13 protein-coding genes are annotated in these 13,216 nt (G+C 62.2%); 5 read left to right on the top strand and 8 right to left on the bottom strand.

Annotated features, from left to right (window positions below; translation table 11 throughout):
• Positions 1 to 273: SufE family protein (locus CO667_RS05030; protein ID WP_179874062.1), on the bottom strand; the 273-nt coding region annotated here is incomplete at its 3' end.
• A 356-nt stretch (positions 274 to 629) separates the two neighbouring features.
• Positions 630 to 1,124, bottom strand: a complete 495-nt coding sequence (locus CO667_RS05035; protein ID WP_097617363.1) for a DUF5330 domain-containing protein — start codon at positions 1,122 to 1,124, stop codon at positions 630 to 632.
• A 412-nt stretch (positions 1,125 to 1,536) separates the two neighbouring features.
• Between CO667_RS05035 and CO667_RS05040 the strand changes: the two genes are divergently transcribed.
• From CO667_RS05040 to CO667_RS05050, 3 genes are all read left to right on the top strand, one after another.
• Positions 1,537 to 3,117 (top strand): HAMP domain-containing sensor histidine kinase, encoded by a 1,581-nt coding sequence (locus CO667_RS05040; RefSeq protein WP_245433065.1) that lies wholly within the window; start codon positions 1,537 to 1,539, stop codon positions 3,115 to 3,117.
• The gene (locus CO667_RS05045; RefSeq protein ID WP_097617365.1) at positions 3,089 to 4,009 is read left to right on the top strand and encodes a peptidoglycan-binding domain-containing protein; all 921 of its coding nucleotides are present in this window, start codon (positions 3,089 to 3,091) and stop codon (positions 4,007 to 4,009) included. Before CO667_RS05040 ends, CO667_RS05045 begins: the two co-directional genes overlap by 29 nt.
• 103 nt (positions 4,010 to 4,112) lie before the next feature.
• The gene (locus CO667_RS05050) at positions 4,113 to 4,457 is read left to right on the top strand and encodes a DUF1491 family protein (RefSeq protein ID WP_097617691.1); all 345 of its coding nucleotides are present in this window, start codon (positions 4,113 to 4,115) and stop codon (positions 4,455 to 4,457) included.
• A gap of 21 nt (positions 4,458 to 4,478) precedes the next feature.
• On the opposite strand, the gene CO667_RS05055 is transcribed toward CO667_RS05050, so the two are convergent.
• Both CO667_RS05055 and CO667_RS05060 read right to left on the bottom strand, forming a co-directional pair.
• Positions 4,479 to 5,528, bottom strand: a complete 1,050-nt coding sequence (locus CO667_RS05055; protein WP_097617366.1) for a DUF2336 domain-containing protein — start codon at positions 5,526 to 5,528, stop codon at positions 4,479 to 4,481.
• 249 nt (positions 5,529 to 5,777) lie between these two features.
• The gene (locus CO667_RS05060) at positions 5,778 to 5,984 is read right to left on the bottom strand and encodes a hypothetical protein (protein WP_097617692.1); all 207 of its coding nucleotides are present in this window, start codon (positions 5,982 to 5,984) and stop codon (positions 5,778 to 5,780) included.
• A gap of 539 nt (positions 5,985 to 6,523) precedes the next feature.
• Here CO667_RS05060 and CO667_RS35255 point away from each other — a divergent pair.
• Positions 6,524 to 6,691 (top strand): hypothetical protein, encoded by a 168-nt coding sequence (locus tag CO667_RS35255; protein ID WP_165405045.1) that lies wholly within the window; start codon positions 6,524 to 6,526, stop codon positions 6,689 to 6,691.
• 14 nt (positions 6,692 to 6,705) lie between these two features.
• On the opposite strand, the gene CO667_RS05065 is transcribed toward CO667_RS35255, so the two are convergent.
• The 3 genes from CO667_RS05065 to CO667_RS05075 form a co-directional block, all read right to left on the bottom strand.
• Complete coding sequence (locus CO667_RS05065) at positions 6,706 to 7,254, bottom strand: DUF1254 domain-containing protein (RefSeq protein WP_097617367.1); 549 nt, start codon at positions 7,252 to 7,254, stop codon at positions 6,706 to 6,708.
• Positions 7,247 to 7,834, bottom strand: a complete 588-nt coding sequence (locus CO667_RS05070; RefSeq protein ID WP_097617368.1) for a DUF1214 domain-containing protein — start codon at positions 7,832 to 7,834, stop codon at positions 7,247 to 7,249. Before CO667_RS05070 ends, CO667_RS05065 begins: the two co-directional genes overlap by 8 nt.
• Positions 7,835 to 8,160: 326 nt before the next feature.
• Entirely contained in the window at positions 8,161 to 10,347 is a 2,187-nt protein-coding gene (locus tag CO667_RS05075) for a PBP1A family penicillin-binding protein (RefSeq protein WP_097617369.1), read from the bottom strand.
• Between the two features lie 204 nt (positions 10,348 to 10,551).
• Between CO667_RS05075 and CO667_RS05080 the strand changes: the two genes are divergently transcribed.
• Complete coding sequence (locus tag CO667_RS05080; protein ID WP_097617370.1) at positions 10,552 to 11,028, top strand: YcgN family cysteine cluster protein; 477 nt, start codon at positions 10,552 to 10,554, stop codon at positions 11,026 to 11,028.
• 77 nt (positions 11,029 to 11,105) lie between these two features.
• Here CO667_RS05080 and CO667_RS05085 read toward each other — a convergent pair whose 3' ends face one another.
• Complete coding sequence (locus CO667_RS05085; protein WP_097617371.1) at positions 11,106 to 13,067, bottom strand: elongation factor G; 1,962 nt, start codon at positions 13,065 to 13,067, stop codon at positions 11,106 to 11,108.
• Positions 13,068 to 13,216: the final 149 nt, after the last annotated feature.

The following is a 13,216-nucleotide window of genomic DNA, read 5'->3' on the forward strand; positions in this document are numbered from 1 at the left end:
GCCGGAATAGGTGGCCAGCACGATGGCGACGAGGCCGCGCACGATATGGGCGTCGGAATCACCCTCGAAGTTCATGACCGGATTGTCGAGATTGCCTGTCGCATGCGTGACCAGCCAGACCTGGCTGGCGCAGCCCATCACCTTGTTTTCGGAGGTGCGCTTCTCTTCGGCCAGATCAGGCAGCGCCTTGCCGAGTTCGATGACATAGCGGTAGCGGTCTTCCCAATCGTCCAGGAAGGTGAAGTCGTCAATGATCTGGTCGAGGGATGCCATGCAGAAGCCTTTCACGATTGAAGCGCTTCCAGCAAAAGTGCACAGCGGTTTTGCGTCCGGAATGCGTCAGGAAATGCTCTATAGGTGCATATAGGTGAAAGACCGGCAGATTTGAACCATTAAAGCAATTTCAGGAAAAGTGTGAAGCGGTTTTCCGAGGCAAAGCGCGAAGCGGTTTTGCCGGGAATTGCGCAAACAAAAGATAGAAAAAACGCCGTGAGGGATGGGCATCCTCACGGCGCAGCAACATGCTGAATTAAAACAGGGCAGGCACGTCAGGCATGGGGCATCTCCGCGTCATGCGGACCACCGATGCAAGCTGAAACGCTGCGGGCGGGTGCCCGCGAAAAATTTCGTCAGATCGCCGGCTTCGGCGTCGGCAGCGGAATCGCGCCGGTGACCACCGTCTCGGCTGCGGCATCGTCGTCGACCGGCGGGCGGTAAGGCATCGGCTGGCCGAGCGCTGCTTTTGCCTCGCGCAGCTTCTCCTGGATGGCGGGCGCCGCCAGCGAAGGCATGTTGAGCGCCACCGGCACCTGCGGCTCGGCATGCCTTGCGGTCGCCGGCGTCTCGTCCTTGAACTGGCTGTCGAGAAGTTCATAGGCGACGCGGGCGCCTTCACGGGCCCGGTAGCCGAGCGCGGTGACGGTTTCGGCGCCCTTGGTGCAGACCTCTGGCTTTTCCGAGCACATGCCTGTCAGATAGTCATAGGCGCCGCTTGCCGCCGTGAACGCGTCGGAAAGCTGCAATTGCGGGCCGCCCGCGAGCGTGTCGGAACTCTCCGTGCTGAAGACGGAAAGAAGCACGAGCACGAGGCCAAACCAGAAGGATCCTTTGATCAGAAACCACATTGTCGTTGCCCATCCTGTTTTCCCGTCCGGTTCTTGTCGCCGAATCAGGCCGGTTGTCCGGTGTGTTTTCACCCTACCGCCAAGTTGCGAATGCCGCTTTTCGAAACTCACGCGCATTTGCGGCAAATTTAGTTCAAATTTTAGCGAACGGCATTTGAACCGCATTTTAGTCGAATGCGAGCGATCGCCGTTAAGCATCAGGGCAGCACCTGCTTGCAATTGCAGGACTTTTACCAGCTCGCCTTGCCACAGGAGTTAACGCAATGCTGAAATATGAGGAAAATCCGTCGCTTACCCCCTATTAACCACAAAAGGCAAAGAGCCTTCCAGATGCTTCAAAACGAGAATTTCGACCGTTTCAGGCTGTGAACAGCGCTTTTGCCTTATCCTTTCTTTAAGTCGCCAAGGCCTATTGTCCGGATCGATAGACAGCCTTTCGGGCGGGTATTGCGTGCGTGTATTGAGTAACATTGGCGGCTGGATGACGGCCCTCGTAGACCGGGCAGCGACAAGCTGGCTCTCCCGGACGGGCGGCGGTGAAGCCGTGCGCCAACGCGAGCTCGCGATCCTGCGCCGCCTCGTACTGTTCTCGTCGGCCGCTCTCATTGTCGCCCCTATCGGCCTTTCGGCGGTCACCAGTCCGGCCGTCGCCTTGCCGGCCGGTGTCGCCATGGTCTGCGCCGCCTTTCTCTTTTCCGCCGTCGGCAGCATCGCGCTCGCCCGTCAGGGCTCGGCCGCCGGTATCGCCACGCAGTCGGCCGAGGATTTCTTCCTTGCCGCCACCCCGGGCCTCGTCTTCTTTCTCGACCCGCATGGCAGCGTGGCGACCGTCGGCGGCCGCGACCGGCGCGATTTCCTCGCCTGGATGCGCGATCCCAAGGGCAGGGGCTTCCTCGAGCAGGTGCATGTCTCCGACCGCATCCTTTTCCTGCAGGCGTTGGATAGCCTGCGCCGGGGCGAGGAGGCCGCGTGCGTCGATCTGCGCCTCGACCGGCCCTCGGTCTCGCGCGATCAACGCCAGTTCGCCTATCTCAGAATGGACATGACGGCCCGGCGCGATGCCGACGGCGAACTTGCCGCCATCATCGCCCAACTGCGCGATGTCTCTGTCGAGCAGCAGCTGCGGGACGAAGCCCATAACCGCGCGGCCGATGCCGAATCGGCAAACGACGCCAAATCGCGCTTCCTTGCCGCCGTCAGCCACGAGTTGCGCACGCCGCTCAACGCCATTCTCGGTTTTTCCGATATCCTGATCGGCGAATATTTCGGCAAGTTTGAAAACGACCGCCAGCGCGAATATGTCGGCCTGGTGCGCGATTCCGGCGCGCATCTCCTGTCCGTCGTCAACACCATGCTCGACATGAGCAAGATCGAAGCCGGCCGCTATGAGCTGATCCTCGAAGGCTTCGATATATCGAGCTCGGTCAAGTCCTGCGAATCGATGCTCGCATTGCAGGCCAAGACCAAGGGTCTCACGCTGACCAGCCGTATCCAGCGCGGCCTCGGCGAGGTCGTCGCCGATCAGCGCGCCATCCAGCAGATCCTCATCAATCTCGTCGGCAATGCCATCAAGTTCACCGATGCCGGCGGCGTCGTCTCGGTCGATGCGGCGGCGCGCGACGGCATCCTGAAACTGACGGTCAGCGATACCGGCATCGGCATCCCGGCCGACAAGCTGGCCTTGCTCGGCCAGCCCTTCGTCCAGATCCAGAACGATTATACCCGCCGCTTCGAAGGCACCGGCCTCGGCCTATCCTTGGTCAAGGGGCTGGTGGCGCTGCATGGCGGCAACTTCGCCATTGCCAGCCAGCCGGGCGAAGGCACGATCATCACCATCGAGATCGCGGTGGACGGCTCGGGCGCCAAGCACGCCGAAGACGCCGGTCATGGCGCGACTGTCGAATTTCCGCCGCGGCTGAAGGGCGCGGTCAAGTCAGGTGCAGAATTGGAAGAGGGGCGTTTCGATGGCCGCGCGCAAGCGAAAATCGCCTAAGGGAAGAAAGGGCCGGCAGCAGCCGGGCCTTATCATCTCGGGCGCTGCCGCCTTGGGCGGCCTCAGCCTGCAGGGCGCATCCGTGCTCGGCGGTGTCATCGGCCGCAATCCGTCGGTCGCCGGCGGCACGATCACCTTCATCGTCATCTTCTCCTTCGTCGCCGCCAATGCGCTCTGGTATCAGCCGGGCCTGCATCCGCATCCGATTTTCCGCACCCGCGACCCGCAGTCTCCGACCGTGCTCGGCGCCCGCCGCCCGGCCGAGGAGCAGGGCGACGTCACCACCTTCCGGATCGAACGGCCGGACGATGCCGCCGCCACCACCAATGCGACGCCGGCGCCGGTCGCACCCGGCCAGCAGCCGAGCCAGCTTGTCATGGACATCCAGCAGCAGCTGGTGCGCCGCGGCCTCTACAACGGCATCCCCGATGGCATCATCGGCCCGCGCACCAGTGCGGCCATCCTCTTCTTCGAGGAAACCGTCGGCATGGCCCAGACCGGCGATCCGACGCCGGAGGTGCTGGCGGCGCTGAAGACCGATGCATCAGGCCCGTCAACCGTGCCCGCCGAAAGGCCGCCCGAGGATGTGAGCTCGAAGGCGGCGGCGGAAGACCCGGTGGCAGCGGCGATCCGCAGCGCCGAAAAGACGGTCAAGACAGCTCCTTCGGCCGCAAAGCAGGTTCCATCGAGCGAAATCACCAATGTCGACCTGGTGCTGAAGATCCAGAAGGGTCTTTCCAACATGGCCTATGCCAATGTCGGTGTCGACGGCGTCGCCGGCGAACAGACCCGCGCGGCCATCCGCCATTTCCAGAAGCACTACAACCTGCCCGAAAATGGCGAGCCGAACCAGGCGGTGCTGAAGAAACTCAAGGAAATCGGCGCGATCTAAAGCGCGTGGCGATCTTTCAGATTCGCTCCTCGCGGCCTCTCGCCGTCCGCGGGCGGCATTGGGGCGGATTGCCGCCGTCGGCGCGCCGGTCTATACCGCGCCGATGAGATTACGCGCCGACATCTTCGTTTCCGCACTCCTGCGCCGCGTCTTCGCCAGCGGCGATTTCGCAGCCGTCGAGAAGAAGGGGGCGGACGAGGCGGGTGCGATCTTCATCCGCCAGCATTTCCGCGACGGCCTGGAAACGCTCTATGCGCCGGCGCCGCAGACCGCCTTCGACGAAGGCCAGGCCGGCGACCGGCTGTTCGAGGTCCGCCTGTCGCGAGCCGACCCGGACGCGGTGCGCGCCATGCTGGAGCGTGAACGCAAGTTCGACCCCGATCTCTGGATCGTCGAGCTGGAGGCGGAGGAACTGGGAGACATGCTCCCGCTTGGGCGGAATGGCTGACAGCCGAAGCGGGGCTTGAGTTCAGCGATACCGCCGTCCCATGACGCGCATGTCGCGCTGCTGCGCCGCCTGGCGGATGAAGCGGTGGTTGGGCGTTTCCTGAGGGGCCGGCACATTGGGCACTTCGGGCTTATAGGTATAACGATCGGCGCGGCGCCAGGCGTCCACACGTTCGTGGCATTCTTCCGGGTCGAGCGCATCGAGCACCATCCAGCCGCGTGTGACGTTGTGCTGCTGTTCGGCAAGATGCGGATAAAGTCTTTCCAGCACGAAGACGGCGTCGAGAAAGTTCATGCCGAGGCTCGTCAGCGTCGTGGCGAGTTGCTGGCCTGAGAGGTCGAGCATGATGCGCTCGGCAAGCCAGCGGCTGGCGAACAGCGCGTCGGCAAGGGCTGTCGCGAAATGCGTCGCCTCGCGCGAGCGGGCGAAGCGCACCAGCAATGCCTCCTGGATGTCGGTGAGCGTGCGCAGGCCGAGCCTGTCGTCCTCCTTATGGCCGAGATGACCGGCCAGGCCGAGGATGCGCTCGCGCAACGCCTCTTCATTGGCGATCCGCTGTTCTTCCAGCGCGTCTGCCTCGTTGGTTTCGGTGGGGGCCGGCGCAAGCGGCACTGCCGGCGATTCCGTGATCGGCGCCGGTGCGGCGGCGGAGCGCGGCTGGGTCTGGCGCAGCGCCACCAGCGCATCGATGACCTTCGGCGAGAGCGAATCGCGGCTGACGATCGCCTTGACATGCGCCGCACCCTGCATGCGCGCGATGGTGATCAGCGTGTCGTCGGCAATGGCTTTTGAAGCGGCAAGAAAAGGTGCGGCGATTTCGATCGGCTGGTTGCCGATGAACAGCGCCACGGCGGCCGGCATGTTCTCACATTGGGACAGGGCTGCGACCGCCTGGCGCTTGGCCTCGTCGGAGGAGGCCTGGAATAGCGGCATGAAAAGCTCGGCAAATTGGCGCAGTTCGGAGCGTGTCGGATGAGACAGGTTCTCGAAACTGCTGACAGTCGCCATCAATACCACGTCCTTTTTCCTGACGGCCAAGGGGCCTTCTAGGTCTCGAAACCGGTCACGCACAACAACACCCCGAAAACGCAGAACAAGGGGACCACGGGCCGATATGCGCTGGCGGAACGCATGTCAGGCCATACGGTTATGAACAAATCCTACACCGGTACGGTTAATGCATGCTGAAGATTTTATTAAAATGCCACAGAAATACACACGCGAAGCGTGTCGCGATTTGATTAGCCGGCAATATAAAAATGCCGGGTTTGAGCAGGGCGCCGCCGCCGTTGCTCATCGCTGATGTGAGGGTGGAAAAGTTCAGGCAGCCTTGCGATCGTGGAGCGCGTGCAGCAGCTTTTCGCGGCTGTCGTGACCGGCCTGATAAAGGTCGAGTACTGCGGATGCGGCAAACTGAGCCTCGACGCTCTTGATGTCGACGCGCTGTTCCGCGCACCAGGCATCGAGCGCACTGCGCAGCACGTCGAGATCCTCAGGCGAGAAAGATGAATTCACCAGCAACGACACCGCGTGTCCTCCGCATCCCGGCAAGAGCGCGGGAAATCCGCGATCGACCGGCGCCCGGAAACTGTGATCGACGAGAGCAACCATACGCGCATCCGAGGTGGCCGCAATTAAATATTTATATGAAGCATTTTTGCAACACATGCCTTTCCCCGCAGATAATCCCGTCTCTTCTATCCCAACTATATGAATTGCCTCCAATTTTACGCATCGATCCGCGGCCGGTACTTTGCGCGCGCGGCATGAAACCAAATCAACTCTTCGCGCGTTTCAGGGAAGTGACGTGAACTGTGTTTGGCGTCCGCCGAACATTAGTAAACTGTTAACTGTCATCTGTCTCAATTCGGATGGGAACCACGCGATTTGAGTATCTGGATCGTTGAAAGTCCTGATCACGGTATTTCAATCAGGTGCCGTGGGAAAGGCGCGAATGCCCTCGGTCCGGCAATCCCGGCCCCGCAGGACGCGCCGGCCCGCACATTGGCGGGCAGGGTGAAATCCATCGCAAATTCATCCGTCTCGGGCAGTGCATGGAGACGAGAATGGCAATAGTAGTCGCATTGGCGGATCGGCGGCCGCGGGCGCCGCGTCGGCCGGATAAAGAGCCCCGCGAAGCCAAGATCCTCTGGTTCACCGGCGTTCGCTACGAGCGGTTGGTCGAGAGCCCGAAACATCGCCCGGCGCCCGCGCCGCGCGTCAACAAGAAGTAACCGCGTGCTCAACCCTAGCGAGCGGTGAATTGCTCGCAGCCGGCTTGCGTCAGGAAGGTCCGCGCCGCCTCATCGAAACTCACCTGCGGCGCCAGCGTCCGCAGCACGGCATAACCGTCCGGCCGAGCCATTTCCACCAGGATCGCCTGTTGCAATTCCTGCGGCAGGTTCTTGCGCAGGTCGGTCAGCTGGATCGGACCTCCGGCCAGCACGTCGAGCGCGCCGCCGACCGACGTCCTGTCGTTCATGCTGAAGACCTCATTGGACGCACTGTCGTAAATCGCGATCGACCAGAAGGGCACATTGCCCTTGGCGGTGAAATGCACCGGCGCATCCTCGACGTCGAAGGAGCAGACGGCGGTGCGCAGGAAGGGGTCGCCATTGGCAAGGCCGGCCTCGTCATACTGGCTGCCGAGCAGGTAGAAATTGTTGAGGTCACCCTCCGCCTCGACCCGGGTCGCCGCATCCTTGCCGGTGAAATGCGGCAGCGACAGGATGATGACGAGGTGCAGCAGCGCTGCGCCGAAAAGGCCGGTCAGGATGGCGAAGAATATCCTAAGCATTGCCGCATCCGGTCTTGGTGAGCTTCGGCATGGCGAGGTCGATCACCCCGGAACTGCCGGCAGTCGGTGTGTCGAACAGCGTCAGCACCAGCCGGAAGGTGCCGGCCTCCGGCAAGGCCAGCCAGTTGCCCGGCTGCGCGGCGGCGGAGATTTCGATCGAGAAGCTGCTGTCCGGCTGGCGCAGCACCGTCCAGGAATTCAGCGCCGAGGGATGCCCGGTCTTCACCGCTGCCGGATTGCCGCCATTGTCGGCGGTAAAAAGGGTCCACAGCCGGGCAGGCGGCGTCTGCCCGCTGATGCGGTAGCGGCAGTTGGCATTCAGCCGCGCGCCATCGTCATCGACGCTCGCCGTAAAGGTCAGGCCCTCGGCGCTGCCATAAAGCAGCTTGCCGGCGCGGGCGCGGTGCGACTTGGCATAAGGATCAGCCTCGACCGTCTGCAGCGCCGGAAAGGCCTCCCAGGCGCCGAGCTTGATCGCCCCGAAACCCTGTGTCGCATCCAGCGCATACAGCGAAATCATGATCCCGCCGCCGAAGGCGACGATCAGCGTGATCAGGATGAAAAGGGGAAAGCGAAACACGTCATGACCTTGGAAACCGGGATCAAAGGGTTACCACTGATTCTGGCAGGGTGGAATGCCGCACCGTGACATAGGCGGTGATTGATCCCCGGTTATATCCGCAAAGCCGTCATGCCAGGTGCGGCAAGAAGGCTGCCCTGTTGGCGCCAATGGCTGCCCCTTCATCCTAACCCTCTCTCCGTAAAAACGGGGAGAGGGGAGGCGCCCTGTGAGAGGTTGGCGAGGGACGGAGAGGTCGCGGTGTGGTCCCTTCGCCCCGCGAGCGGGGGGTCCGAAGGACGGTGCCGGCAGGCGAAGGGGCAGCCACAGGCAATCTCCCGCGCCAACTATTCCGCGCTCGCCACCTTCGCCGGCGCCAGCGGCGCGGCATTCTTCAGCTTCTCGCCGAGCTTTTTAAGGATGTCGGTCGATTGCACCGAGAGCATGCGCGGCCGGATGAGCTGCGGCAATCCGTCCTGCGGCTTGGCGGCGGTGGTTTTGGCGAGGTCCTTTTCCGAGGGCAGAGGGTTTTCGACGCCGGGAATGGCGCGCAGCGTCACACCCTGATGGGCGTAGTCCATGGCACGCTTGAAGGTCATCGCCGGCAGCGAGCCGCCGGTCATCTCGTTGGTCGAGGTATAGTCGTCATTGCCGAACCAGACGGCGCAGGTGTAATTACCGGTGAAGCCGACGAACCAAGCGTCGCGATAGGCCTGGGTCGTGCCGGTCTTGCCGGCGGTCAAGATGCCGTTGTCGAGGGCCGCCTTGCGCGCCGTGCCGACATAGGGAACACGCGACAGCATCTGGTTCATATAGGCGTCGGCCTGTTCGGAGAGCACGCGTTTCGGCGCCGGCTCGTCTCGGTCGAAATCGTAGAGCACATCGCCGTCGTAATCGAGGATCTGGGTGATGCCGTGGCGGCGCGACTGGTAGCCGCCGGCCGGGAAGGTGGCATAGGCGGTCGCCTGGTCGAGCACCGTCACCTCGGAGGTGCCGATCGGGATGGTGACGTCGTCGCGGATCGGCGTTTCGACGCCGAGATTCTTCGCCATTGCCCGGATCGGCTGGATGCCGAGCTTTTCCTTGGCGAGCCGCACCGGCACGGTGTTGATCGACTGGGCAATCGCGGTCTCGAGCGTGATGCGGCCGGCATAGCGGTTGGCATAATTATGCGGGCTCCAATTGCCCCAGGAGATCGGCGCGTCGACGATCGTCGTCTGCGGCGTCATCCCGCTCTCCATCGCCACCGAATAGGTATAGACCTTGAAGGAGGAGCCCGGCTGGCGCAGCGCCCGGGTGGCGCGATTGAACTGGCTTTCGCCGTAATCGCGGCCGCCGACCATGGCGCGCACGGCGCCGCCGTTTTCGATCATCACCATCGCGCCCTGCTTGGCGTGGTAGGCCTCGCCATATTCACGCAGCGACGTCTCGACCGAATCCTCGGCCGCCTGCTGGATGCCCATGTCGATCGTCGTGCGCACGATCAGCGAATGCTGGTGGAAACGCGGCGAAAGCCGCTGCACCTCGTCGAAGGCCCAATCGAGGAAGAAATCGGGCGATTCCACCTCGTTGCGGTCGACGACGGTCGCCGGATTGCGCCGGGCGGCGATCACCTGGCCCTCGGTCATCAACCCGCTCTGCACCAGATTGGTCAGCACCTCGTTGGCGCGCGCCCGCGCCGCCGGCAGGTTGACATGCGGCGCATATTTCGCCGGCGCCTTGAACAAGCCGGCGAGCATGGCGGATTCGGCAAGGTTCACATCGGTGATGTCCTTGCCGAAATAGAATTGCGCTGCCGCCGCAGCGCCAAAGGTGCCGCCGCCCATATAGGCGCGGTCGAGATAGGTGGAGAGGATTTCCTTCTTGGAAAGGTTGGCCTCGAGCCAAAGCGCCAGGAACGCCTCGGTGACCTTACGGTCGATCGAACGCTCGTTGGACAGGAACAGGTTCTTGGCGAGCTGTTGCGTCAGCGTCGAGCCGCCCTGGACGACTTCGCCGGCCTGGGCGTTGGTGACCATGGCGCGGAAGAGGCCGATGACGTCGATGCCGAAATGGTCGAAGAAGCGCCGGTCTTCGGTGGCGAGAACCGATTTGATCAAGGAATCCGGCAGTTCGTCGATCGGCACGGAATTCTGGTGGATGACGCCGCGATGGCCGATGACGTTGCCGTAGCGGTCGGTAAAGGTGACGGCGAAATCGCCGCGGTTGCGCCAGTCCTCCTTGGTCGCCTCGAAAGCGGGCTGGGCCAGCAGCAGCATCAGCACCGAGCCGGCCGCCCCGAGCGTCAGCCCTTCGCCGGCAAGTTCGAAGACCATGCGCTTCCAGCCGCGCACCCGGAAGCGGCGGAAGAAGATGGTGATGTCTTCCCAGATCTCGGCGGCACGGAAGCCGGCGTTCCAGACGGTCGAATCGATCCAGGAATCGATGCGCAGCAGAATGTGACGGCTCTTCGCCGGACGTTTGTCCGCCGCGCCATTTGCCGCTTTTCCCGGCCCGTTTTCCGAGCCGTTTTCTGGGTTGTCCGGATCCTGCACGTCCTGTATTCCCGCCTGATCGCACTTCGGTCATATCCAACGAAAGCGCGAGGCCCGCATATGGCCGCAAAGCTCTCCGATACCAGGAGAGAATTCTCCGAGTACCAGGAGTATACTGAAGGATTGATTGATTTTGCGGCTGATAACAAGAGAGATGCATGAGGGGCACGCGAATTTGCGGGTCGCTGTTGCAAGAAACGAACGATGAACGATCTGCCCTTCTGGAAGCGCAAGACGCTGGCCGAAATGACTGTCGCCGAGTGGGAAAGCCTCTGCGACGGCTGCGGCCTCTGTTGTCTCAACAAGATCGAGGAATGGGATAGCGGCGATATCTATTTCACCTCGGTCCGCTGCAAGCTGCTCGACGGCGAAAGCTGTCGCTGCTCCAGCTATGAGAACCGCTGGGATTTCGTGCCGGATTGCGTGCAACTGACGAAGGAGAATGTGCCCGACATCGCCTGGCTGCCGCCCACCTGCGGCTACCGGCTGGTCAATGAACGCCGGGATCTCTACTGGTGGCATCCGCTGATCTCCGGCGATCCCGAGACCGTCCATGCCGCCGGCATTTCCGCCCGCGGCCGCACGATCAATGAAAATGAAATCGATATCGACGATCTCGAGGATTATGTCGTCGACTGGCCGCTGACCGTCGGCGAGGAGAAGGATGAAGAGGAAGCGTGAAACGGCGCATTCTCGCGGTTAACTGCCAAACGACATGAGCCCCATTCTGCGAACGAGCATGACGTGGCGCGAACGTGTCAGTGTGCGACGCCTGGTTCCTCGTGTGCCCTCACGATGGCGTCCGCTTCCTTGCCGTATAGCTCCTCGAAGTGATCGAAGGTCTTGGAGAAATAACCAATGCCCTGCGTCGCCGAGCGCAGCGCCCGCGCCAGATCGTCAAGTGCGCCGCCCGGAATGAGTGCCCGGAAGATGTCCCATCCTTTAGCGGTTTCATCCCGGTCGAAGCCAAGAACCTGACCCTTGAGAGCGGAGACGATCTGGACGAGGTTGCCGGAATAGATCGACGGAATGTGAATTTCGCTGCGGAAGACCGGTTGCATTAAAACGGCCGACCCTTCGGAAAGCGCCTGTCGCACTCCCATTTTCGACGCAGTCCGGAAGGCGTGTTCCGAACTGTCGACGGCATGGTGCTGACCATCGTACAGCGTTACGCCGACATCGATGACCTGGAAGCCGAGCGGCCCTTTCTCCATCGCTTCGCGCGCGCCTGCTTCGACTGCGGGAATGTAGTTGCGCGGAACGACGCCGCCCTTGACCGATTCATTGAAGGTGAAACCCTGGCCACGCGCGTTAGGATGAATGTTCAGCTTCACATCCGCGAATTGCCCGGCACCGCCGGTCTGTTTGCGGTGACGGTAATGAACCTCAGATGGTTTCGCAATTGTCTCGCGGTAGATCGGGCTGGGCGTTCGATCGGTTACGTCGATGTGAAACACGTCGGCCAGGGTTCGGCAGAGATCGCGCAGATGCACCGGCCCCTGGGCGCAGACGAGCTGGGCGCCGGTGCTTTCCTCCTTCAAGACCGTTAGGCCGCGATCCGTCTCGGAAAGTTTTGCCAGCGTTTCGGAGAGCTTGTTTTCATCGCGCTCGCTGCCTGGGATTAGGATCCTTTCAAGCATCGGCGTGGGTGGCTCCGTCCATTCAGGCGGGGCGACCACCGCGACTGATGTCAACAGCGAAGGGACGGGCAAGTGGTCGGACTTGACCGTCGCAAACACATCCCCCGACGCAGGCACAACCGCCGAATTGGATCGCCCGTTTGCGAGATGCTGTACGGCGCCGAGGCTGGAGCCGCCCAGTGATGCGCCCTGCCGCAGTCCCTCGCCAAGCGCGCGCACGAGCACTGTCTTACCGACATTCTGGCGATGATAGGCATGGAAGCTCACGGCGGTCAGCTTGTTTTCATCGACATTGCCCGCACGAGCCAGGCGCTGTCGAAGAACCCCCACCGGCGGCGCCTCGTGGCGCAGCGCCTTCATCAGCCTCATCATGCCGTTGCCGTGACTTGCGGCACCGATCAGGACGGGAATAATCCTGTTTTCCCTGAGAACCCGCGATGAAATGGCATAGAGCGCGTCGCTGGGCGGCTCGCGATCTTCGATCAGTTCCTCGAGAAGCCAGTCATCGAATTCGGACAGGTGTTCCAGAAGCTCGCTGCGCGCTTCGTGCTCGCGCTCGGCGGAGCTTTCGGGGATTGCGATCAGCGCCGAAGCCTGGCCTTCCCGGTAGCGCCACGCCCGTTCCGAAATCAAATCGCAACTGCCTATGATCCTGTCCCCCTCGCGTATCGGGATCTGGCGAAGCAAAAGCGTGTGGTTGGCGTAGTCTTGAAGCGCGGCGATCACGTCCCTCAGCCGCCCTCTCGGTTCGTCCATTCGGTTGACGAAGAGGATGCACGGCGTCCCCGAGGCTTCGACTATCCGCAGATAGGGCGCGGCGAGCACAGCCTCCTCGGGTGCCGATGAAACGCACAAGATGCAGGCGTCGCTGGCAAGAAGCGCGTGCTGTGCATGCGCCAACGCTTCGTTGGGTCCCGGCGCATCCAGCGCACACCACGCCTCTTTTCCAAAGGTGAATTCTGTGAGGTTCAATCCATAAGGGGAGCTGGACTTTCTCGGCGCCCCCTCCAGGGAGCCGAGCTTTTCCACGACTGTTGATTTTCCGGTCTGCGAGGGTCCAAGCACGGTAAAGCAGCGCATCGGCATTCCTCCAACTGCCATAAACACAATTTTCAGCCATCATAGGATGCCCTGAACCGCCGCAAGGCGCCAGAGGTGTTCAGTTTCACAATGCTTTGACCTGGACTTGCATTTGAGGCGGATGTCGTCTCGCATTCAATCATGAGATT

This window comes from Rhizobium sp. L43 (genome assembly GCF_002531725.1).
Classification (GTDB): Bacteria; Pseudomonadota; Alphaproteobacteria; order Rhizobiales; family Rhizobiaceae; genus Rhizobium.

Excerpts from the sequence above, each read along its gene's own strand:
- CO667_RS05035 (WP_097617363.1), bottom strand. The coding sequence starts at position 1,124 with ATGTGGTTTCTGATCAAAGGATCCTTCTGGTTTGGCCTCGTGCTCGTG.
- CO667_RS05050 (WP_097617691.1), top strand. The coding sequence starts at position 4,113 with ATGAGATTACGCGCCGACATCTTCGTTTCCGCACTCCTGCGCCGCGTC.
- CO667_RS05065 (WP_097617367.1), bottom strand. The coding sequence starts at position 7,254 with ATGCTTAGGATATTCTTCGCCATCCTGACCGGCCTTTTCGGCGCAGCG.
- CO667_RS35255 (WP_165405045.1), top strand. The coding sequence starts at position 6,524 with ATGGCAATAGTAGTCGCATTGGCGGATCGGCGGCCGCGGGCGCCGCGT.
- CO667_RS05085 (WP_097617371.1), bottom strand. The coding sequence starts at position 13,067 with ATGCGCTGCTTTACCGTGCTTGGACCCTCGCAGACCGGAAAATCAACA.
- CO667_RS05045 (WP_097617365.1), top strand. The coding sequence starts at position 3,089 with ATGGCCGCGCGCAAGCGAAAATCGCCTAAGGGAAGAAAGGGCCGGCAG.
- CO667_RS05080 (WP_097617370.1), top strand. The coding sequence starts at position 10,552 with ATGAACGATCTGCCCTTCTGGAAGCGCAAGACGCTGGCCGAAATGACT.